This window comes from Micromonospora sp. DT53, from assembly GCF_049841535.1.
Taxonomy (GTDB): Bacteria; Actinomycetota; Actinomycetes; order Mycobacteriales; family Micromonosporaceae; genus Micromonospora.
In genome coordinates this window covers 935,827-955,767 of sequence record NZ_JBNCKM010000001.1, presented here as the reverse complement: position 1 = coordinate 955,767, position 19,941 = coordinate 935,827, and the positions used below count along the sequence as shown (strand labels likewise).

Annotated in this window: 14 protein-coding genes; 8 read left to right on the top strand and 6 right to left on the bottom strand. The window is 67.2% G+C overall.

The window, feature by feature from the left end; genetic code table 11:
- Positions 1-13: 13 nt before the first annotated feature.
- From ACLQ3B_RS04460 to ACLQ3B_RS04440, 5 genes are all read left to right on the top strand, one after another.
- Positions 14-625 carry a hypothetical protein gene (locus tag ACLQ3B_RS04460; protein ID WP_425777543.1) on the top strand — a complete coding sequence of 204 codons (612 nt, stop codon included), beginning with the start codon at positions 14-16 and terminating at the stop codon, positions 623-625.
- Positions 622-1,164 (top strand): hypothetical protein, encoded by a 543-nt coding sequence (locus ACLQ3B_RS04455; RefSeq protein ID WP_425777541.1) that lies wholly within the window; start codon positions 622-624, stop codon positions 1,162-1,164. The genes ACLQ3B_RS04460 and ACLQ3B_RS04455 overlap by 4 nt, the downstream gene beginning before the upstream one ends.
- Positions 1,165-1,270: 106 nt before the next feature.
- A complete protein-coding gene (locus ACLQ3B_RS04450; protein ID WP_425777539.1) occupies positions 1,271-1,639 on the top strand; it encodes a hypothetical protein in 369 nt (122 codons plus the stop codon).
- 16 nt (positions 1,640-1,655) lie between these two features.
- Positions 1,656-2,117: a DUF4262 domain-containing protein gene (locus ACLQ3B_RS04445; RefSeq protein ID WP_425777537.1), complete on the top strand. Its 462-nt coding sequence runs from the start codon at positions 1,656-1,658 to the stop codon at positions 2,115-2,117.
- Positions 2,118-2,966: 849 nt separating this feature from the next.
- Entirely contained in the window at positions 2,967-5,024 is a 2,058-nt protein-coding gene (locus ACLQ3B_RS04440) for a hypothetical protein (protein ID WP_425777535.1), read from the top strand.
- Between the two features lie 1,174 nt (positions 5,025-6,198).
- Here the strand turns inward: ACLQ3B_RS04440 and ACLQ3B_RS04435 are convergent.
- From ACLQ3B_RS04435 to ACLQ3B_RS04415, 5 genes are all read right to left on the bottom strand, one after another.
- Positions 6,199-7,605, bottom strand: a complete 1,407-nt coding sequence (locus ACLQ3B_RS04435; RefSeq protein WP_425777533.1) for a hypothetical protein — start codon at positions 7,603-7,605, stop codon at positions 6,199-6,201.
- Between the two features lie 215 nt (positions 7,606-7,820).
- Positions 7,821-10,643: a BTAD domain-containing putative transcriptional regulator gene (locus tag ACLQ3B_RS04430; protein WP_425777531.1), complete on the bottom strand. Its 2,823-nt coding sequence runs from the start codon at positions 10,641-10,643 to the stop codon at positions 7,821-7,823.
- A gap of 375 nt (positions 10,644-11,018) precedes the next feature.
- Positions 11,019-13,121 carry a hypothetical protein gene (locus ACLQ3B_RS04425; protein ID WP_425777529.1) on the bottom strand — a complete coding sequence of 701 codons (2,103 nt, stop codon included), beginning with the start codon at positions 13,119-13,121 and terminating at the stop codon, positions 11,019-11,021.
- A gap of 1 nt (position 13,122) precedes the next feature.
- Positions 13,123-14,994, bottom strand: coding sequence for an Hsp70 family protein (locus ACLQ3B_RS04420; RefSeq protein WP_425777528.1), 1,872 nt, complete (start codon positions 14,992-14,994; stop codon positions 13,123-13,125).
- A gap of 84 nt (positions 14,995-15,078) precedes the next feature.
- Positions 15,079-15,426, bottom strand: a complete 348-nt coding sequence (locus tag ACLQ3B_RS04415) for a hypothetical protein (protein ID WP_425777526.1) — start codon at positions 15,424-15,426, stop codon at positions 15,079-15,081.
- 1,026 nt (positions 15,427-16,452) lie between these two features.
- On the opposite strand from ACLQ3B_RS04415, the gene ACLQ3B_RS04410 reads away from it, so the two are divergent.
- Positions 16,453-16,653 (top strand): hypothetical protein, encoded by a 201-nt coding sequence (locus ACLQ3B_RS04410; RefSeq protein WP_425777524.1) that lies wholly within the window; start codon positions 16,453-16,455, stop codon positions 16,651-16,653.
- Positions 16,654-17,541: 888 nt separating this feature from the next.
- On the top strand, positions 17,542-18,489 hold the full coding sequence (locus tag ACLQ3B_RS04405; protein WP_425777522.1) for a helix-turn-helix domain-containing protein: 948 nt from the start codon (positions 17,542-17,544) through the stop codon (positions 18,487-18,489).
- 78 nt (positions 18,490-18,567) lie between these two features.
- Here the strand turns inward: ACLQ3B_RS04405 and ACLQ3B_RS04400 are convergent, their stop codons facing one another.
- Entirely contained in the window at positions 18,568-18,777 is a 210-nt protein-coding gene (locus ACLQ3B_RS04400) for a DUF397 domain-containing protein (RefSeq protein ID WP_425777520.1), read from the bottom strand.
- Positions 18,778-19,625: 848 nt separating this feature from the next.
- Between ACLQ3B_RS04400 and ACLQ3B_RS04395 the strand changes: the two genes are divergently transcribed.
- Entirely contained in the window at positions 19,626-19,877 is a 252-nt protein-coding gene (locus ACLQ3B_RS04395; RefSeq protein WP_357205363.1) for a hypothetical protein, read from the top strand.
- Positions 19,878-19,941 lie beyond the last annotated feature (64 nt).

Below are 19,941 nucleotides of genomic sequence, written 5' to 3'. Positions count from 1 at the left end.
GGAGTTCCAACCCATGCGCTACGGCACCGACAGCGAATACCCCTTCGACACGGACAACCGCGCCTGGCGACGCCTCGGCGACGTCGCCAGCGAACACTTCGACGTCATCACCTGGAACCGGGACCATGACGGCCGGCCGGTCATGCTCACCCTGGCCGACCTGCACACCGGGGACACGATCACCCTCGCGATCCTCGACTCACTCGAGATCCGCGACCCGTACACGCTGCTCGCCGTCCACACCGGCGGCGACCTCGCCGCGCACGGCCCCACCAGCGGCCCCACCGCGGCCGACTCCCACGCGGCGACGCTCGCGCTCGGCAGCACCACCCTCGCCGCGACCAGGCCCACACCGCTGCACGACCCCGCCGCCACGGCCCTGCCCGCCACCTGCTGGGTCGACCTGCCCACCGACCTCGCGGCGGCCCTACGGCCCGCACTCGACGACGCCCGCGCCGCCGTCCTCGTGCTGCTCGACCGCACCGGTGGCCGGCTCGCCGCCGTCGGCCCGTTCCCCACCCACGCCGCCGCCGACACCTGGCAACCCGACGACGGGCCCGGCCGCACCGCCGACCGGCTCATCGTGCCCCTGCACCCGGTCACCATTCAGGAGGCCCGGCCGTGACCAGCACCCCACCGCTGGCACGCCCCACCCTCGCACCGATCGTGGCCGTCGACGTCGACGGCGTGCTCAACCCCGACGACCCCACCCACGCCACGGCGCTGGGCTACCAGACGCACCGCTACGACGGGCCCGGCCCCGACGGCCGGCACGTCACCGGCACCGTCTGGCTCCACCCCGAGCACGGGCAGTGGCTGCGGGAGTTGGCCAACCACGCCCTGCCGGTGTGGTGCACCAGCTGGAACCACCTCGCCGCCGAATGGATCGCGCCACGGCTGGGCCTACCGGCCACCTGGCCGCACGTTCCCGTTCAGGCGGGCGGTATCCGCTTCGGCCACCAGAGCAAACTCGGCCCCCTCTACGCCTGGGCCGCGCGGCGGCCACTCGCCGTCCTCGATGACGAGTTCGGCGGCAAGGACCGCTTCGCCGCCGACCTGCGCACCGCCGGCGGCGCGCCCACCCTGCTCCGCCCGGTCAACCCGTGCCGCGGGCTACGCCGCGCCGACATCGACGCGGTGCTGACCTGGCTGAGGCAGCTCTGACAACCGCACCGGCGCCGACCCGGCGCCGGGCCGTCCCGTTCACCTGGACTCGCGGGGCCCGCATCCATGGATGCGGGCCCCGCGCCGTAAGGACAAGGAGTTGACGATGGACAGCATGTCCCAGCCCGCTGACGAACCGGCCACCGGTCGTCCAGCCCGGCTCAACGTCGGCGACCCGGACCTGCGCAAAACCCGCGTGCTCGCCCGCGAGTGCGCCACCTGCATTTTCAAGCCCGGCAACCCGATGCACCTCGACCCCGGCCGGCTCAAGCAGATGGTGACCGCGGCGCGCGGCGACGCCGGCTACATCATCTGCCACTCGACCCTGCCGTACGCCGGCAGCCCGGTCCCGCCCGCGGTCTGCCGCGGCTTCGCCGACCGCTACCGCACCTGGCAACTCCAGGTCATGGAACGACTCTGGGGCTTCGTCGAAGTCGAGCCACCCGATCCGGACTCCACCCGTTCTCTCGAGTGACCAGGAGACACCCACCATGGCGAACATCGACGACGTCCTCCGACGCCAAGAACAGATCATCGACACGATCGGCTGGGCCGTCACGCACGTCCTGCCCACCGACGACGACCCCGACACCAGCACCCCGTTCGCCTACACCGTCGGACTCACCGCCCACCACTACCCCGAACTGCTCACCGCCGGGCTACCCCCCGGGGTCGCCCACTGCCTGCTCAACGACCTCGCCCGCCGGGTCTACGAAAGGGCCGAACGGTTCAGCCACGGCCAGCGCGTCAGCGACCTCATCGCCGGCTACGACGCGATCATCATCGACGGGTCACCCACCCATGACCTGCTGCCCGGGATGGCGATCGCCCGCTACGGCCGTCACCAGATCCGCCTCCAGCAGCTCGTCTGGCCGGACCAGCAGGGCCGGTTCCCCTGGGACAGCGGGTACAGGTTCGCCCCTCAGGCACAGCCACTGATCGCCCAGATGTAGCGCGAAAAAGCGGCGCCGCCCGGGATCCGGACGCCCTAGGTGCCCGGATCCCGGGCACAATCGAACCGCTGGCCCACAAAGGTGGCAGCACCAGCGAAGGCAGCTGTCGGCGTACAGATCGGAGTACATAGGTAGGTACGCCGTTACGTACAAAGATCCACATGACGACGGAGCCAAAGAGGGTCGACCCGAGTTCCCACTCAGGCGGAGTTACTCCGTCCGGCCAAGCTCGGTTAGCCCATCACAGGCGCATGCGTGCCCGGAACGCGGCAAATCCGGATGCTCGGTGACGTGGAAGCTCCAGGGCAGCCTGGGGTTTATGACCGGGCGTGTGAACTACACCGGGCTGATCGAGCAGACCGTGAGGTCGCCGCCCGACGGTCTTTCCGACACCGGGAGTCCACACACGTACCCAGATGCCGACCTCGATGAACCGGGCGCGGTGATCGCGCGGATGGTCGGGCTCGTGCCAGGCCTTGCGGCGGGACCGCAAGGCGCGCCCAGCGATAGCTGCACCGGGCCTAGGATTACAGCCGTCGGGTAGGCCTCGCTAGCCGAAGGGACTGCCAAGTGGTTGCCGCGGCCAAGGTTGTAGCACCAGGATCTCCAAACTTTGCGCTTCATACCCTGGGGTGGAGGGCTTTCCAAGACCTCTGCGCCGCAGTCATGCGGCGGGTATGGGGACAAACCTTCACGGCTTTCGCAGACTCCAATGATGCCGGCCGCGACGGGGCATTTTACGGTACGTGGGTCCGGATTGAGGGACACAATGTTGATGAGGTCCCCGCCGGTCCATTTGTGGTCCAGTGCAAGCACAGTAAGATCCCGGGCGCTTTGCTATCAACTTCGATGCTCGCTGACGAGTTCGCCAAAGTAGGCGGTTTGGTTGGGCGCGGCGTTTGCAAGACCTACGTCTTACTTACGAATGCGCGGGTCACCGGCGCATCGGAAGAGAAGATTCGCGAGCGGCTACTCAAAGAAGGCGCCCGAGAGGTGTTCATCTTAGACGGGCAATGGATTTGTGACACGATCGCGGCTAGCCGTGAACTTCGGATGTTCGTTCCGCGCGTTTACGGCCTGGGAGACCTATCTCAAATTCTAGACGAGAGATCGTATGCGCAAGCATCGGCGCTTGCGGCATCGGCGACGGAGGAGATATCGACCTTCGTGCCCACCGCAGCATATCGGAAGGCGGCATCTGCTCTACGAGAACACGGATTCGTAATGCTTTTGGGTGAGCCGGGCGTGGGAAAGTCGGCGATTGCTCGAATGCTAGCAATAAGTGCTGCGGATAATTGGTCCACCCCTCTGATGAGGGCACGCACGTCGGGCGAGTTGGTGCAGCATTGGAACCCGAATGAGCCAAATCAAATCTTCTGGGTAGACGATGCTTTTGGGGTAGTAAGGCATGAAGAGAGGCTGACCTTCGATTGGGCTCGTGATTTGCCGCTGATAATGAGCGCAATCAAGGGCGGCGCCAAGATCGTGCTGACCTCGCGGAGCTACATTTATAGCGACGCAAGGCCAATGCTGAAGACGTACGCCTACCCGCTGCTCACGGAGCAGCAAATCACAGTAGATGTCTCGGATATCAGCCGCGCTGAACGGCATCAGATCCTTTACAACCACCTGTCTGCCGGTGATCAACCTGCAAAGGTTCGTGCCCTGATGAAGCCGCACCTCGAGGCGGCTGCAGACGCTGACGCATTTCGACCAGAGTCCGCGCGAAGGCTCGGTTTGCAGGCGTTCACTCGCGGGCTTACCCTCGACCGTAGCGGAGTAATTTCGTTTATTGCTCGCCCTAAGCAATACCTGACGGATGTCTACTTCGAGTTAGACAACGCAGCACAGGCAGCCCTAGCGCTGATCTATTCAGCGGGCGCGGGAGGGCTCTCTACATACTTTAGAGTCACGCAGGCGGAGCGAAATGTGATCGAGGCGGCAGGATCGACGCCCGCCGCATGTGCCGCATCCGTAGGATCTCTTGTCGGGACATTTCTTCGCAAGGAGATTCGCGAGGGTCGCGAATCGTACAACTTCATTCATCCAACCTTGCGTGAGGGCTTCGCCGCTTGGCTCGCCGAAAAGCCGAACCTGATCTCCGCAATCATTACTGAAATGGATGACTCGACTTTGCTTGACAGCACGGACTGCCTACCGTTTGATGCCGCCCCCTTAGAGGGGACCCTGATGCGCATTCCTCCGGCCCTCTTCGGGGCCGTCTCCGAAAGGTTCCTGGCCATCTTCAATGAATGGCCGGATGGCTCATGCTGGACTGGAGATATTTGTCGATACATGGCCCGCAGGGGAGGCGATGACCTATTGCAGGCATACCTGAAGGTCGATGAAATGCTTGAGAATAAACTCCTCAACTTCGGCTCTTTCGCCTCCTTCGAGCCAGAGCCAATAATCTTGAGTCGACTTTTGGCGATGGGGCGGCTATCTGAAGAATCCCGGAGAGCGGCGTGCAATCAGATGGCGCGATTGGCTGTCCGATTTGTTGACCCAGCATGGCTGGAGGACGGGCCATGGCAAAAGCTGCTCAAGGTCGATGAACGGCTGACGTTCATGGATTACGTTCGCAAAAACCTTGTTCCCCAGCTGACTCGTGCGGTTGAAGAGGACTGGCCTTCCGACGCCATATGGAAGGCCAATGAAGATAGCAATGACACCCGGTTGGAGGACCCGGCTGGATACGCGCTCGAGTTGTATCGCCAAGCATTCCATGAAGCCGGTGACACTGCGACGGAACAAGCATTCGCCGAAGCAATCCTGCTGAAGGGTGAGCTGGCGATGGCAGCGAACCGCACCACCGAAACGGACGAATCCGGCGATGACAATATTGCGGAGAGGGCCGAGCCAACTTGCGAGCGAAGCGTTTTCGCTGACATCGACGAACTCCCGTAGGCACCCCTCCGTTGGCGAGGACAGTTTGACCTGCGGTGCTAGATACATCGCCCGCCGAGGGGTTTGGGCAATTCCCCTCAGCTCGGGTTGCGCGCGGCCGCGAGGGTGAGAGTCCGTAATCCAGTGACGTTGAGTCCGCTGCACACTATGTCGAACGATCGCGTGGTCAAGATCTCCGCGACGGGCGCTCGGCGTGGCCCAGCACTCAGCGTTGAATACCACCGCTCCCCATGGGCTAGGCTGCTAGACATGTTCCACAGCAACTGGACGTCCGACGTCGCCGTATTTGTTCCGTAATACCTGTCAATCTCGGATCCGAGGTCCACAATCATAGATTCATCCCGCGGCGGCCGTCTGTGCACTTCGGGGGCAAGGTCTCGCACCGCAGACATAACGACTTCTCGCGATCGTTCGAACGCATTACCAACAGCCCCGAACGAAGCGGGTGCACCCTGCTCCACCGCCTTACGCATAGCGATGGCGCCCTGACGACGGTCGTCAGCTACCAACCGTATCGCTCGGCTCACGCGCTCTGCGGAGTCCGCTGCCCCAACTAGCCACGCGCCCTTGGCCGCTGACACCAAGGCCGGACGTAGCAGCAGGAAATGCGTCCCCTGGCTGGCAAGATCGGGGTTATGCGCAATCTGCGCCGCAGCTTGCAGCCGGTGCACCGCGTCGAGGAGAAGGACCCGGGCGACGGTGTAGGTGGAGATCGGCGCATGCGTCGCGTCGGAGGCAAAGTCGCTGCCAACGCCGGGCTCTCCAGGCCAAAGCTTGGCTATGCTCGGCATAGCCTGAACCCGATCAAATACGTCAGCCACGTAGCTGAGCGTATGCCAGTGCCAGCGTTAGCTTCGCAACGGCGTATACGAGCGCTGATGGATGACATCCGCTCGCCCGCTAGAACCGGATGCCGCGTGGAGATGTCGACTGAACGCCCGTCACGCAACGTCATCGACCCTGCATGCCGGTCAGTCGCACAACCGTCAAGGTAGCGACCATCAAAACTTCGCCTGCCCCGGTGCAGGCTTGTACGTCAAGCTGTACCTGTCTCTGCACGGGAGCCGGCACGCCGACAGCAGCCTGATACCGCTGAGCAGCAACGAAACTCCGTCGCCTGTTCGCCTACCTCGTTTCGGCCATCCCTCACAGAGGGCCACATCCTGCACTGGTCTCACTTCCGCAGTGTTAGCCCACCTGCGGGCTCTCGAGTAGGAAGTGCGGCCCTTTCCTCGTTCGTCGGGCGGGCGGGGTGCCTGTTGACGTCACTCGCGGTGGCTCGCACGTCGGGCGGGGCCGGCTGGCGTCGGGTCCGTCGCCTGGCGATCCCCGGTCGGCGGGGGTAGTCCGGCGGCAGGTATCGGTAGACCGATCGCAGTGACCTGCCGATCCTCTCGGCGAGCAGTTCAGGGTCCAGGTTCGGCTCCTTGCGCAGCCAGTAGGCCACTGCCTGCGCGGTTCCCCGGGGCACTTCCGAGTCCTCGTCGTCGTTGGCGTCGTCGGCGGCTGCATCCGGATCGCCGTCGTCCGTCTCCTCGTCGGCGATCGCGCCATGGACGTCCTTGTCGTCTACGGTCCTATCTGCTGGGTCCCCAACGGCCGGATCGTCCGGGGCCAGAGCCTCAGGCGGGCCAGCGTCGCGGCTCTCCGCACTCTGCTGATGGCCGCTCGGGGCCGGCGCAGGATTCTCAGCTGGCTCTGTAATCGGCTCCTGCCGGTCATCGCAAGGCGTGTCCGCCACCGCGGTGGGCGCTTGCGGCGCGCAGGGGGCGGGCTCAGGTGCCGGTGGTGCGACGGCGAGGCGGTTTCGCCTGAACCAGCGACGGCGGTGACGGGTACTGTGGGCCGTCATGATCCGCTCTGGGACGAGGTCAGCGGCTAGGAGCATGGTCAGCCCGTTGTAGTCGGCGGTGGCTGCGAGGCGTGCGGCGATCTCGTCTAGGTCGTACACGTGGACGGCGATGTCGGCGGTGGTGGGGTCTACGGCGGTTCTGATCTTGCGATGGAGGACCTTGGCGATCGCGGCGTCGCGGCGTCGGCGGGCGATCGCGGTGCGGGCCGCGGTGAGGGACTTGTACAGGTCGAGGCCGTCGGCCTTGGCGATGGACCGCGCTCGGGAGGTGATGACGGGGTGGCAGATCCAGTGCCCGAACGCCTCGTAGGCGGGTGGTGTGGGCGGCAGGCCCCCGGTGACGCGCAGGCGGTCGCGGCGCTGGTTGCCGGCGTGCATCAGCCAGACGAGGTACCCAAGGGCAGACATGCCTGCGTAGAAGCCGCCAACTAGGTGGTTGGGGTGGGCGGCCCAGTTGAAGGTGACGGCTCCGGCGGCGATCGCGGCGGACAGCAGGCGTGATCCGATTGCCCGCTCGCCGAGGCGGCGTCGTACGTCGGCGTTGGCCATCACGACCACGCCGCCCAGTTCGAGCGCCGCGACGGCCGGGACCGCGACGACCAGCGGGACGCCGAGTGTTTGGACGGTGCCGGTGACTTGTCCAATGAGGGCGACCAGCAGCACTAAGGCGTAGAACACCTGGCGTATCCAGGCGGCGTGCCGGACTGCTGTGGCCAGGTCGGCGTCCACCGCGTCGAGGGTCGTCGGGGACGAAGCTTGTGGATGCGTCGACCCGCCTTGAGGGCTGCTGGCGGGCTTAGGGTGGCCGGTGAGTACGGCTGCTCGCAGGGGCCATTCGGTGCCGCTGCGGTCCCAGTTCGTCGCCTGCGGGCCGTCGCCGCCGCTGTTGGGCTGATCGTGGAGGCTGCCACGACGTGCGTCGGGTGCCGCCGAAGGGTCCGTCGTCATGAGTGTTGTCCGTTGGTGTGAGAGTCGGTCTTCCCGGTTGGCTTCTGCCGGCGCAGGTCGGCGATGAGTTGGTCGGCGAGTCTGAGGGTGTCCTCGCTGGGTTCGGCGTCGATCTCGTCGAGCCGGCGGGTGAGGGCTCGGCGTAGGGAGCGGACCTGCTCGAGGCGTCCGAGCGCGGCGTGGGCGCGCATCGCTTGCTGGTAGGAGGCTTCGGCGTACGGGTCGTGGCGCATCGCGGCTTCCAGGACGGCCAGGGCTTGTGTCGGGTCAGGGGTAGCGGCGGCGAGGGCGAGGTGGGCGTCGAGGGCTTGGCGGCGGATGCCCTCGCGGTATGCCTCGATCCATTCGTAGTCAAAGCCGTCGGCGAGTGTGCCGTCGTAGGCGTCGACGGCGCGCTGCAGTGCGGCGGCGCGGTCGCCGTCGGTGGTGGCGAGCGCGGCGTCGCGCAGCGCGGCGCGCATCCGCCACAGGTCGGTGTCGAGGGCGTCGCGGTTGAGGGCGTAGCGGCGCGACGGGTGAGTGAGGTAGGTGGCGGACCCTCCGGTGAGGACGAGGGTTTTGCGTAGTGCGGACACATAGGTGTGCAGGCGGTGCGGCGCCTTCGACGCCGGGGCGTCGGGCAGCAGGTCGTCGAGGATGTTGTCCTGTGCCGCCTCGCCGTCCTGAACGACGAGGTAGACCAGCAGCTCGAGGGCTTTCGCCCGCAACGGCGTGGTCGTGTCCATGTCCACGATGCAGGCCCCACCGAGCACTCGAACGTCGACGCGTCCGCCGGTGCTGTAAGGCCGCTCGTCGCCCGCCGGGTGCGGTTCATTCCCGGCGTGGTCGCGGCGCTCCTGCAGGTGTGGGGCGGCAGAATTCTCGGGTGTGGGGTTCGGCGCGTGGGCGGTGCCGACCAGCCTGTCGGGTGGGAAGCGCTGCGCGGGTGCTGGCGGTTGAGGCTCGCCGGTATGGGACTCGGCGAGGAGGCGCAGCAGTTCGGTGGTCTCGCTGCGGTTGATGACGCTCAGGCGGCCGACGGCGGGAGGACAGCTGTGCTGATTCGTGTCGTGCTTAGTGATGCTGGTGGAGCCGTCTTCGGCGACGAGGATGGTGTCGCCGTCGGGCCAGGCGCCGAGCAGGACGCCGTGGATGTCGAGTCGGCGTCCTTGAGTGAGCAGCGCGGCGATGCGGGTGCGCTCATGAGCAGCGGTGGGGGCGGCGATCAGCACCGTCGGCGGCACGGGCTCGGCGATGGAGTCCCGGTCCCGCAGGTCGGCGATCGTGTCGACCTCGTCGTCGCCGCACATGCGCGCGCGGTGCAGCGTCTGCTCCTCGATCAGCGTAAGAGCGTCGTTGAGTCCGCTGGTGACGCTCATCCGCGGGGTGTCCGCCCCCGTGGCTGCGGTGCCTAACAGCAGGGCGAGGGTGTCCGAGGCGATGACGACGTGGTGGCAGCCATTGGGGTCATCTGGTCCGCCGGCGGCGAGGGCGGTCACCAGCATGCCTCGGGCCGCTGCCTCGGCTCCGGGCCCGATCAGACCGAGTCCCGCAGGCGGCCATACCTCGATCAGCGGGCGGGCCGGCGCGGGTATAGCCGGCTGCGACTTGTGCGCCGTGAGCTCGGAGGTTTCGTTGTCGGCCGCGTCTGCCGGGTCCGAGTCAGCGTCCACGACGGGTTCGTCGGGCGGAGGGTCGAGGTCGGGGCGGGGGTCAGGAATGGTCCTCGTGCTCGGTGTCAGGGCCCGTAGGCCGCGACGGATCCGGGTGATCACCGCTGGCATCGGCTCGACACTCGGGTCGTCGAGGCGTGGGCGCGTCGTGGGTTGCCTAGGGATGTAGCGCCGTCGGCGGTGTGCCCAAACGAGGGCAACTGCGGCGAGGACTGCGGCGGCGAGTCCCATGTCGAGCCAGCTACCCGTACCGAGCGAAACACCTGGCTGAGGTCGCGGCGTTGGGGTGGTTCGGTCGTCGGCGGTGCGGGTGGGGGGCGTGGCCGCTGGTCCCGACGCCGAACCCGGGTCGGCTGGCGCAGACGTTGGCGCTGGGGTGGACTCCACGAGGCCGTCGTCGGTGTCCGTTCCGGTCGGGCTGCTGGGCGATCCTGACGGGGCTGTTGTCGTCGGCGTTGGGGCGGGCGCCGGTCGGGGCGATGGGCGTGGTGCTTCGAGCGTGGGAGGTAGTCGCAGTGTCCAGCCCGGGTAGATGAGGTCAGGGTCGCGGAGTGTCCCACCGGTGTGGGGGAAGCGGGTGCCACGGTTGGCGGTGAAGATTTCGGGCCAGCGGTCCGCGTCGCCGAGGCGGTCCTGCGCGATGCGGGACAGCGTGTCGCCACGCCGCACCGTGTAGGCGTGCTTGGCCTGGTCCCTGCCGGTGGGCGGTGAGGCGGTCTGGTCGTCGGCGTGGGCACGCGCGGTGGCTGCTGGCCCGTGCGGTGCATGGGTCGTCTCCGCGGTGGCGGCTGTTGTCGCGCTGGCGTGGGCGGGCGTCGCGGTGGCCGCCGTGCTGACGGCGGTCGCGCCCAGGACAGCCGCCGTGATGCCCTGCAGCGGCCCGGGCATGTGCAGCCGTGGCAGTCGCCGTGACATCCGGGCGGCCTGGGCGTACAGGCGGGCCGTGATGGCGGCGGCGAGCATTACCCACAGCAGCCACGCCGCGACGTAGGCGATGCCGGCGAGGAAGCCGCCGCTGAGGGGCTCCTCGACCCAGCCGCGCAGCAGGGTCGTCCACGAGCCCTGCGGGCGTGACCACCTGCCGACGCGGACGAGCGTGACCGGCACAGCGACGACCAGCAGCGTGGCCGCCGAGGTGTGAGCGGCCGAAGCGACCCTGGACCTCATCGCCCCTCCCTTGCTGCCCTGTGCAGGACCCGGACGCCGACCGGCACCGAGCCGGCTTGGCAGCGCCGTGAACCGTTGGCCACGAATCGACCGTAGGGCGAGCGGCAGAAGACGAAGCGGTTCCGCTGGCTGACAGGACCTCACACGACCTCACACGACCTCACAACCCCAGATCACAGGCAGTCGATAGGAGTCGAGACGTTGCGACCGGCGGTGTCTGCTGAGGCCGGGACGCGCCGTTGTCAGCAGGACGAGCTGGCTGTCTGGGACCGAGCACGGGGCAGCCGAAAGCGGGAACGGAGCCGGAGGCGCATGGGGGGTCGCACAGTTCGGGCTATCCCGAATCGGGTCGCCCGTGCTCGGAGCCGGCGGGCGTTACCGGGTGGGGATGGCGGGATGGTCCCTGAGGGTGGCCTTCGTGAGAGCCGTGTCGGTGGGAAGGATGCCCGCTGCGGCGAGACGACGGGCGTAATCCTTCCGCAGATGCTCCGCCGCGTCGTGATCACCGAGGGCGATGAGTGCGCTGACCGCGCGGGTGTGCAGGTCGGCGTTGTACGGATCGATGCGGATGCCGGCCTGCAGCCATGCCAGGGCCTCACGGACGTCAGGGCTGGCGCTGGCGAGAGCCACGTGCGCGTCGATGACGTGCCGGCGGGTGGCCTCGCGGAACGGGTCGAGCCAGGGCCAGGTCCGTCGGGCGGCGAGGTCACCGGGGTAGGCGTCGATGACGGCCTTCCAGGTCTTCGGGTCGGTGGTGACGGTGGTGATGGCGTCGCGGACCGCGTGGTGGAAGTGCCACAGGTCGACGATGACGGCGGTGGGGTCGAGGCGGTACCGGTCGTCGCTGTGTTCGACGATGGTCACCCCGGCCGTGGACCGGATGGTGGCGCGGAGGTCGCTGAGGGTGGTGTAGAGGCGGCCGGTGAGAGAGCGGCGGGGCAGGCCCGGCCAGATGGCGTCGGTCAGCTGTCGGGTGTCGGCTCCGACGGGGTGGGCGGCGAGGAACACGAGGACCTGGAGCGCGGCGGTACGCCGGATCTCCACAGGGTGGCCGTCCAACAGCAGTGTCGGTTCGCCCAGCACGCGCAGCTGAAGGCGTCGTCTGTCGTTGCCTGAGCGGACGGGGTGGTCCTGGGCGGTGGCCTCCCACTGTAGGGACCGGCCTGCCAGGGCGGGGTGGCGCGTTGGGCGGGAAGCGCCAGGCTCCGGCGGCGCCGGGTCGGGATGGGCGATGACGGTGAGCAGATCGGTGGCCGTGACCTGGCTAAGGACGCACATCCGTGGCCCGGCTGACCCGCTGCCGTCCTGGTAGTGGGTGCGCCCCGACGGGTCGACCTGCCATGTCTGGCCGGCCGGCCACCGTCCAAGCACGGCCACCGCGGCGGAAGCGATGGCCAGACCCGCCAGGGTCTCGGCGTTGTCCGCCGCGGACGCAACATGGACGATGAGGGTTGGTCCGGGTGGGCCGGTGCCCTCCTGCGTGTTCCGTTGTGCCTGGTCTCGTCCGCCCAGTCCACGATCAGGGTGGTCTCCGGAGAAGAACCCCGCTGCCTGCCCGAGGTTGTCGATGACGGCCAGCCCCGGCAGGCGCGGGCCCAGCGTTTCCGCGGTGTTGGGGCCGAGCAACCTGGCCAGGACGGCTCGGGTGACGACCACGGACACTGCCGGGTGATGACGGCCGGCTAGGAGGCTGGTGACGAGCAGGCCTCGCGCCGCGTCCTGCGCTCCCAGCCCGGTGAGACCGACCCCAGCTCGGTGGAAAGCCCCGCCAACGGTTGGCCGGTCGAGCAGCGACGAGCCCGCCGATGCGGCGCCGGGTTCGGTAGGCGGTGGCGTCGCATCGGCGAGGGCGGCTTGCACGGCCGCCACTGTCGGGGGCAGCGGAGCCAGGTCCGTGTCCTCGCGGCTCGGTGGACCGGGCGGGCGGGGCCGGTAGGAGCGGCGGCGACGTAGCCACACCAGCGCCGCCGCGGCGCTGACCTGCTCCGCTGTCTCACGCGGTAGCCAGCCGCCGGTGACGCTGATCCCCTCGTCTGCCAGGACGTCGCCGTCTGATGGCGTGGGCCTACCAGCCTCATCCAAAGTTCCTGCCGCTACCGGTTGCATGGGCGGCGGTGGCGGTGCGGCGATCGCGTGGGAGCTGACGCCGAACACGGCCGCGCCGGCGATGCCACCGGCGGTGGCCTGCCAGGGTGTCGGCAGCGGCATGCGCCGCAGCCACGACGCAGTCGCGCTCAGGCGGGTCAGCACCCGGACCGTGACCGTGTAGGCGAGCAGGAGCCACACCAGCCAGGCCGCGATGGTCAGCGCGGCGGTGAGGGTCTGTTCGGTCAGCGGGTTCTGCACCCACTGCCGGGCCTGCGCGGCGGTCGGCCAACCCAGTGCGGGTGGCCCGACCAGTGACAGCAGCACCATCGGAGGGCCGGCCAGCAGCGTGAGGACGAACAGCAGCGACATCAGCTGCCGCGACCACCGCATGTCACCCGCCTCCACCCGGTGATATGTCCGCCCGAACCGGGCCCGTGGGTGGTGCGGTGCGGTTGGGCGGTGCGGGGCGCAGGATTCGGCTCCAGAGCCGAGTAGCCCACCAGGTCGCGACGGCGATGGCGTAGATGACCCCGAGCATTCCTGCGGCCCGTCTACTGACGATCGCCGCGAAGATCACCGCCAGCGGGGCGGCGAGAATAAGACGGAACATCAGGGGCGTCACCACTGCCATGACCACGGCGACGCCGAGAAGGAGACCGCCGACGCGGCCGGCGATGTCGATCCACAGGATCCGATCCGGCCACCGGTCGGCGGTCAGGGAGTACTGGATCAACCCCATGCCGAGCGTGGCGGCGACGATGGATCCGGTCGGCGCGGCCAGCAACGCCGACCAGCCGCCGTGCGGGGCACGCCACTGCCGGGCGGCGACGACCGCCATCGCCACGGCCATCACCGACACCGGCGCGATCGGCCACAGCGCCCACTTCAGGTACGGACCGACGGGCATACCGAAGTACTGGCTGGTGACCACCGCGTACAGGCCGGCGATCGCCGCGCCGAGGGACACCGCGGCGAGGATCCCGACGCTGACTCTTCCCCCTTCGGTTCGGGTGCCGGGGGTGGGACTGCGGGCGGCGATCAGCGAGCCGAGGACCGTGCCCGCGGCCAGGCACGCCAGCAGGGCCATCACGGCCGCCATCGTGAACTCGCCCCAGTTCACACTCACCGAGTAGTACACGCCGAGGACCCCATGCTCCTCGGCGGTCAGGAGGCATTGCCAGATCAGGGCCAGCGACGCGAAGCCGGGTACCGCGATCGCCGCCGCCCGCCGCACGGGCGGCACCGGCACCTCCACCCGCTCGACCGTTTCGGTATCGACGGCGCCGACGTCAGCGGCGCCGCGGGCCGCGACCAGCGCCGGCTCGGGCACGACTATGGGTGCGGCGCCGGTGTGCTCGGCGATCGCCGCCGCTAGGTGCGGTAGCTGAGCGCTGCCGCCCACACAGTAGATACCGGCGAGGTCGCCGACCGTGAGTTCGGCGGCGGCGACTGTCTCCTGCGTCAACTGCGCGACGCGCCACGCCACCGGCCGGACGGCCTCGTCGAGCATCGCGCTGTTCGCTATCACCGGTGGCCGGTCCGGGAGCGGAACCGTGACAGCCGGATGGGCCACCAACGCTTCCTTGGCCACCCGAATGCTGTGCGCCACCGACGCGCGCGACGGGCCCTGCCCCTCTCCCATCGACGCGCCGATGAGGGCGTCGGCGAGCGCCTGATCGACTGCCGCGCCGCCAGCCGCGGCGTCCGCGAGGGTCGCGAGGACCTCGAATCCAGCCGGCCCACGGCGCAGCACCGTCACCTCCGCGCCAGCGCCGACATCACACACGACAAGGAACGCACCGACCGGCACCCGCACACCAGTGGCGAGCAGATAATCGGCGACCGCCACCGGGGCCTCCACCAGACGCGGTTGCGGCAACCCCGCCCGGTGCGCGACCTGCCGCATCCAGGTCCGCCGCCGGGGCCCCCACCCCGCCGGGACTACCACCCGCACATCCCGCACCGGCTGACCGACGACTCGTTCGGCTTCGTCAGCGACCCTGCGTAGTGGCGACGCCGCCACCTCCAACGCGTCGCCCCCAGCGTCACCTGCCGTCGCGTCCTCCACCGGATGGCGCGGCCCCGGAATGAACCCTGCGGGCTGCCCCGCCGCCTGTCCGCTCGCGGCCACATATGACGCGATGTGTAGGGATGGGTTCCCGTCGAATGACAACACGTGCGCGCTGCCATCGGCCCACGCCAGGACGGCTTGGGTGCCGGCGCTGCCGCAATCGATCGACAACCGCGCTTCCCCCGACCGCATGTCCATAGTCAAACATGAGGATCACATTCACGTCACCTGTCAATCACTCACGGCCAGCACAGGCCAGGCGAAACCGCACCAGCGTCAATGTCCGCCGAACCGCCAAGGGACCTCATCGAGGAAATCCTCGTGCTGGGCCGTCTCCCACGCCCGCATGCTCGGATATCGGTCACTGCAGTACCGCTGCCGCAGATGCTCAGCGAACCGCATCCGCTCCTGGTCGCCCGCCAGCACGAGCCCGCGATCATCGGCGCCTGCCCGAAGCAAACAGTTACCGTCCGGATGGACCGTCACGGTGATCTCGCCCTGACGTGCCACAGGGGCACCCGCAGCGAGGTACGCGAGATAGATGTAGCGGTAGTCGAACTCGTTGTGGCGCTGGTGTATCCAGTCCAGCCACCGGTCCACCTCGTCCAAGCTCCACGGGCTCATCGGTTACCTCCCACCCTACGGTGATCAGCCAAGATTCATCAATCCCAATCGTCACTGCAAGCCATGACATGCCGGATGCGTCGGGCTTCGTGCGCGTCGGCTAGGCACCGCCCCACCACACATACGCCCGAACACACGCCTAATCCACAGGCCGCCGAAGGTTGCCACATCGCTCTTCCGAGGCAGCGGGTCCGATGACCTTGCCGATGAGGTACTCCCACGCCCCACCGTGAGGTAGCGCAATCAGAGTGGGTACGACCAGGCGAGGCGGACGATTGCGCCCCGGGAGCGTCGAGGGGCCCGACGGCTTGAAACACCGCCTCCCTCGCCGGGCGACAGCACCCCTGGCGTCCCGCAGGCCGGGGTCACCCTGCTTGCATCCACTATGGACATGATCAAGAGGATGACTACCCCGAGGTGCGCAATCGCGGCCCTGAACGCGGGACTCAATCTCGACCCGGCAGGGAGCGCCCAGCGAGAACCTCGACCTCTTTGTTGGAATTGTCCGAGGCAATCCTGATCACAGACGGCATTCCACAGGCCAAGCGGCGTTGACGGGTTGGTTCGTAGGCCTGTTGATCTGGGTCGGCTTAGTCACCACATCTCGTGGAACTTCTATGTTCGCGACGAAGCTCTCGCCCTTCCGATAACGCTACGGCGTGCATTGAGCACTGACTGCTACTTCGCGTTAGGCTTGCCCCGCTCACCATCGGACAAATCTTCGCGGCTCCGCACTAGTGTCACCTCGGGGAATTGCCATGATCGAAGGGTTTGGTGGCGGCGCGACGGGCGCGCCCAAGGGCGTACAGGGTCTATGGCCAACGCATGTGTTGGAATAAGGTGGACGACGGCGTGGTGGACGCTACAGGGCTGAACGCTTGCCCGGCGCGACGGCAACGTAGCCTGAAACTAATGGATGTCGATCCCGATGTGGTGGGTGGACACGTGAACGTGGATCGCGGAGCAGTAGATCAGGCTCGTACCACCACTCGACGTCGAGTGGTGGGAGTTGGCATCGTTGTCGCGGTGGGTGCCATCGTGTCCGGCGCGGTGCTGTTGGTGGCGACGCTCCTAGTGCAGCTCCTTGCCGACGGCTTGAGTACGGGCACTCGCACGGCGATCATCGCGGTCAGCACCATCGCCGGCGCCGGTCTCGCGGGTTGGTCGGCACAGGTGGTGCTGGCTCCGACCCTCGCTCGCCTCATCAGCGACCGCAGCGACGACTAGATTCTGGCGCGTTGGCGGCGGAAGGTGCTTAGCGTTGCGTCCGCCGGGATCGGCGGCTGGTGAGCCGGGCCCGCAGACTATTGGCACCAGCGAAGGCGGCGGTCCCCGCAGCTGGCAACAGGCATGACAGCCAACCGAGCTGAGACACCAGCAGCGCAGTGACGCCGAGGGTAAGCACGAGTACGACGACGAGGGCCATGACCGCCCTCGTGTAAATCCAGACGACCCTTCTCTCTTCGTCAACGGTGGCGGTGCGATCCACCCGACGCTCGAAGAAGTCGACGAGGGTGACGAGCCAGTCAGGCCCGCGGAGCGCTGGCTGGGTGGGTTTTGCGGCCGGCGGCTGGACCAGCGGGGCGTTCCTGCTTGGCCTGCTTGGAGCTGCCTCCTCCGCCTCCCGCCGCCGGGGGGCGCCTTCGCGAGGACTGCGTAGGGCGGCCTGGCCGTTAGTTGGCCTCGAGCCGACAGCAGGCCCGGTCAATGGCTCGCCCACACCTTCAACAGCGGGTGGATCTTCGTACTGTCCACGCCGCTCGGTGGTGTCCGCGTCGGGGGCAGGCCTCCGCGCTCTGGGCACTTCGGGCGGCGGTGTTCGGGGTGATGCCGCCTGCTTACCGGGAAGGGTGCTGTCGTCGTCGAAGGGAGTTGTGCTCGGCACCGCGGGGCTCCGGTTCGTTCTGGGTGGATAAGCAGAGACAGGGGTGTGGCTTGGACAGACTGCGTCGCCTCGATATGCGGTGGTGGTAGCGACCCCCGGTGTCACGTAGCGCCAAGTGGGACGCACTACTTGGATGTTCCAAGTAGCGAGTAGCTACGCTACCGTTCGCGTGCGCGGCGGGGCAGCGACTCGCCGACGAATGACCTGCACCAACCACCAAGGGCTTTCGGATGCTAACTCTTTGTAGCTATCCACGCCCCTCGACTGCTCCGAACCCGACATTAGGGAGGTTTCCGACAATGGCGGCTGATGTCGATCCGGCCGTGCAGCGGCGACGGCTACGGTCTGAGCTACGTCGACTCCGAACGCTTAGACAGTTGACGCAGAAGGAGGTGGCGGAGCGTGTCGGATGGTCGCCGTCCAAGCTCATACGCATCGAGACGGGACAGGTAGGGCTCTCCCCCTCCGACTTGAAGGCGCTTCTTAACGAGTACAACGTCTCCGATTCGGAGACGATCAGTTCGTTAGCGGCCATGGCCAAAGAGGGCCGTAGGCAACAGTGGGGGCGTTATCGGGATGTACTGAACCCGGACTTCCTCACTTACCTGAGATCCGAGAGCTCCGCAAAGACGATTCGCCAGGCCGAACCCCAAGTCATTCCCGGCCTGCTTCAGACTGAGGAATACGCACGCGCCGTTATCCAAGGCGTAGGGGGAACTGACCTGTCGACACACGCGGTAGACCGCCAAGTCGAGGTCCGCATGAAGCGTCAGGAGATCTTCGACCGGCCGAACCCACCGGAGATGTTTTTCATCATTGACGAGTCTGCGCTGAGGCGGCCAGCCGGAGACGCGGACGCGATGCGCCACCAACTCCGCCATCTGGGAAAGATCGCAACGCTCGACCACGTGCACGTCAGGGTCGTTCTTCTCGACAGCGGGATTCACCCTGGACTGCGAGGATCGTTCGTCCTTTTAGAATTTCCCGAACCCGAAGACGACGACATTCTCTTCCTAGAGAGCAGCCAGACCAGCTTGGTCACCAAAGACGACACCGAAGCGATAGACAGATACCACAAGGACTTCGCCCATCTGGAAACCATCGCGGCGTCGGAGGATGAGACGGCGCGCCTGATTGCCGCGATCGATGCCGACCTTGAGCGACAATCGCCGCTATGAGGATTCGCCGCGAGCGGCCCCGCCCGGCCTGACAAGGACCTTAGTCTTGTTCAGCGGAAATTGCCGACTAGCGGCCCTTCATGAAGAGCGAGTGGAGGTACCGCCGAAGGCGCCGCGCTTGATTGCCGATACAAAAGACTTCCAACCTGACTCTGTGAAGTTGAGACGCCCCGCCATCGGGTTCTTCGAATCCCGAACCTTGACAAACGCCGAACTGGGCGACACCTCAACACAGTTGTTGTCGCCGGCCATACTTCGGCTGCTCTTCTTCCAGATCAACTCCGACATGACTCCACCTCCGAACGCACTACGGCAAACGTCCATTCTGCGATCCCCGTACGGGAGCCGGCGACGCCGCTGGAAACGACATCGACATCGACAACGACGTGCATGTTCGGAGTGTAAGCAGCCCTAGCCAACCGTGCCAGACTGTTACCGGTAGGCGCGAGGCGCGACCAGGTTCTTGGCGAGATGGTAGTCGCGATATGCATTTGCCATTTCAGAGGTTGCAGAACATATCCACGGCGCGCCGGATTTAGAAGTTCCACGGGAGACGTGCCAGCAAGTTGTGCTGCCCGTCAAGAAACGCGAGAGCCAGAGAGATCGATCTTCACGTTTTGCGTATACGCGCCGCCCCCCAAAAGGCCTGCCTGCATGAACGACAGCGTCGAAGCCTCAACTTCACAGGTTGTCGCGCACCGACCATAATCCGACTCCGAACGAGGAGGCACGCCCACGGCCGGGATCGCCGATGGAGCCATAAGCCCGCTCTGCTCCCACACGATCCGCACCATGGCGGGCGTGGTGCTCGCGACGGCGGACCTGCCGCAGGTGCGTGGACGAGCGCACCATGGACGAGCAGCCACCCGTGGCGGCGGAAACAAGAGAGCAGCAACCCAGCCCGTCCGGGGGCGGCGTCCTCGCGGGGAAGCCGCGCGTCCGTCCAAGCCCTCTTCTCGATGATCCTTTGTAAGCCGCAGGCGCGGGCGCCTACTCAGGACCAGTGAGATCGGCATGGCCTGCGAACCGACCAAAGCCGGAGCGGTCCGTGATCCGAGCACAGAACGGCATAACTCCAGCCTGACCACATCGCCACCCAAGACCAACAGTCAATCGAACACTTGTACGATGCCCCGGTGGAGGACATCGTGGCTCGCTGGTGGAACGGAATCTGGGGACGCCTGGGCCGCCGAGATGTGTGGCTCACGCGCGAGGTCCGGTGGAGGGTCACCGCCCGAGCCGGGGACACCGAAACCGGGCGGGTGCTTCGGTGGGAGTTCGACGCCGAAGGCGAGGCCCTGGCCATGGTCAAGCGCCTCCTCGCCGCCGACGCGGGCGGGCAGTGGCGCAAGCAGTCCGGCGATAGCCAGCCGCCACAGCAGGCATAGCACCTGGCGTGGGGGGGGGGGCGCCGCCCCCGCGCGGGCCGCGCGCCCCCCCGGGGGGGGGGGG

What these genes read in the sequence shown, in the direction of transcription:
- ACLQ3B_RS04440 (WP_425777535.1), top strand. Translation starts at nt 2,967, where the DNA reads ATGCTCGCTGACGAGTTCGCCAAAGTAGGCGGTTTGGTTGGGCGCGGC.
- ACLQ3B_RS04405 (WP_425777522.1), top strand. Translation starts at nt 17,542, where the DNA reads ATGCTAACTCTTTGTAGCTATCCACGCCCCTCGACTGCTCCGAACCCG.
- ACLQ3B_RS04400 (WP_425777520.1), bottom strand. Translation starts at nt 18,777, where the DNA reads ATGTCGGAGTTGATCTGGAAGAAGAGCAGCCGAAGTATGGCCGGCGAC.
- ACLQ3B_RS04450 (WP_425777539.1), top strand. Translation starts at nt 1,271, where the DNA reads ATGGACAGCATGTCCCAGCCCGCTGACGAACCGGCCACCGGTCGTCCA.
- ACLQ3B_RS04460 (WP_425777543.1), top strand. Translation starts at nt 14, where the DNA reads ATGCGCTACGGCACCGACAGCGAATACCCCTTCGACACGGACAACCGC.
- ACLQ3B_RS04430 (WP_425777531.1), bottom strand. Translation starts at nt 10,643, where the DNA reads ATGAGGTCCAGGGTCGCTTCGGCCGCTCACACCTCGGCGGCCACGCTG.
- ACLQ3B_RS04445 (WP_425777537.1), top strand. Translation starts at nt 1,656, where the DNA reads ATGGCGAACATCGACGACGTCCTCCGACGCCAAGAACAGATCATCGAC.
- ACLQ3B_RS04415 (WP_425777526.1), bottom strand. Translation starts at nt 15,426, where the DNA reads ATGAGCCCGTGGAGCTTGGACGAGGTGGACCGGTGGCTGGACTGGATA.
- ACLQ3B_RS04420 (WP_425777528.1), bottom strand. Translation starts at nt 14,994, where the DNA reads ATGCGGTCGGGGGAAGCGCGGTTGTCGATCGATTGCGGCAGCGCCGGC.
- ACLQ3B_RS04425 (WP_425777529.1), bottom strand. Translation starts at nt 13,121, where the DNA reads ATGCGGTGGTCGCGGCAGCTGATGTCGCTGCTGTTCGTCCTCACGCTG.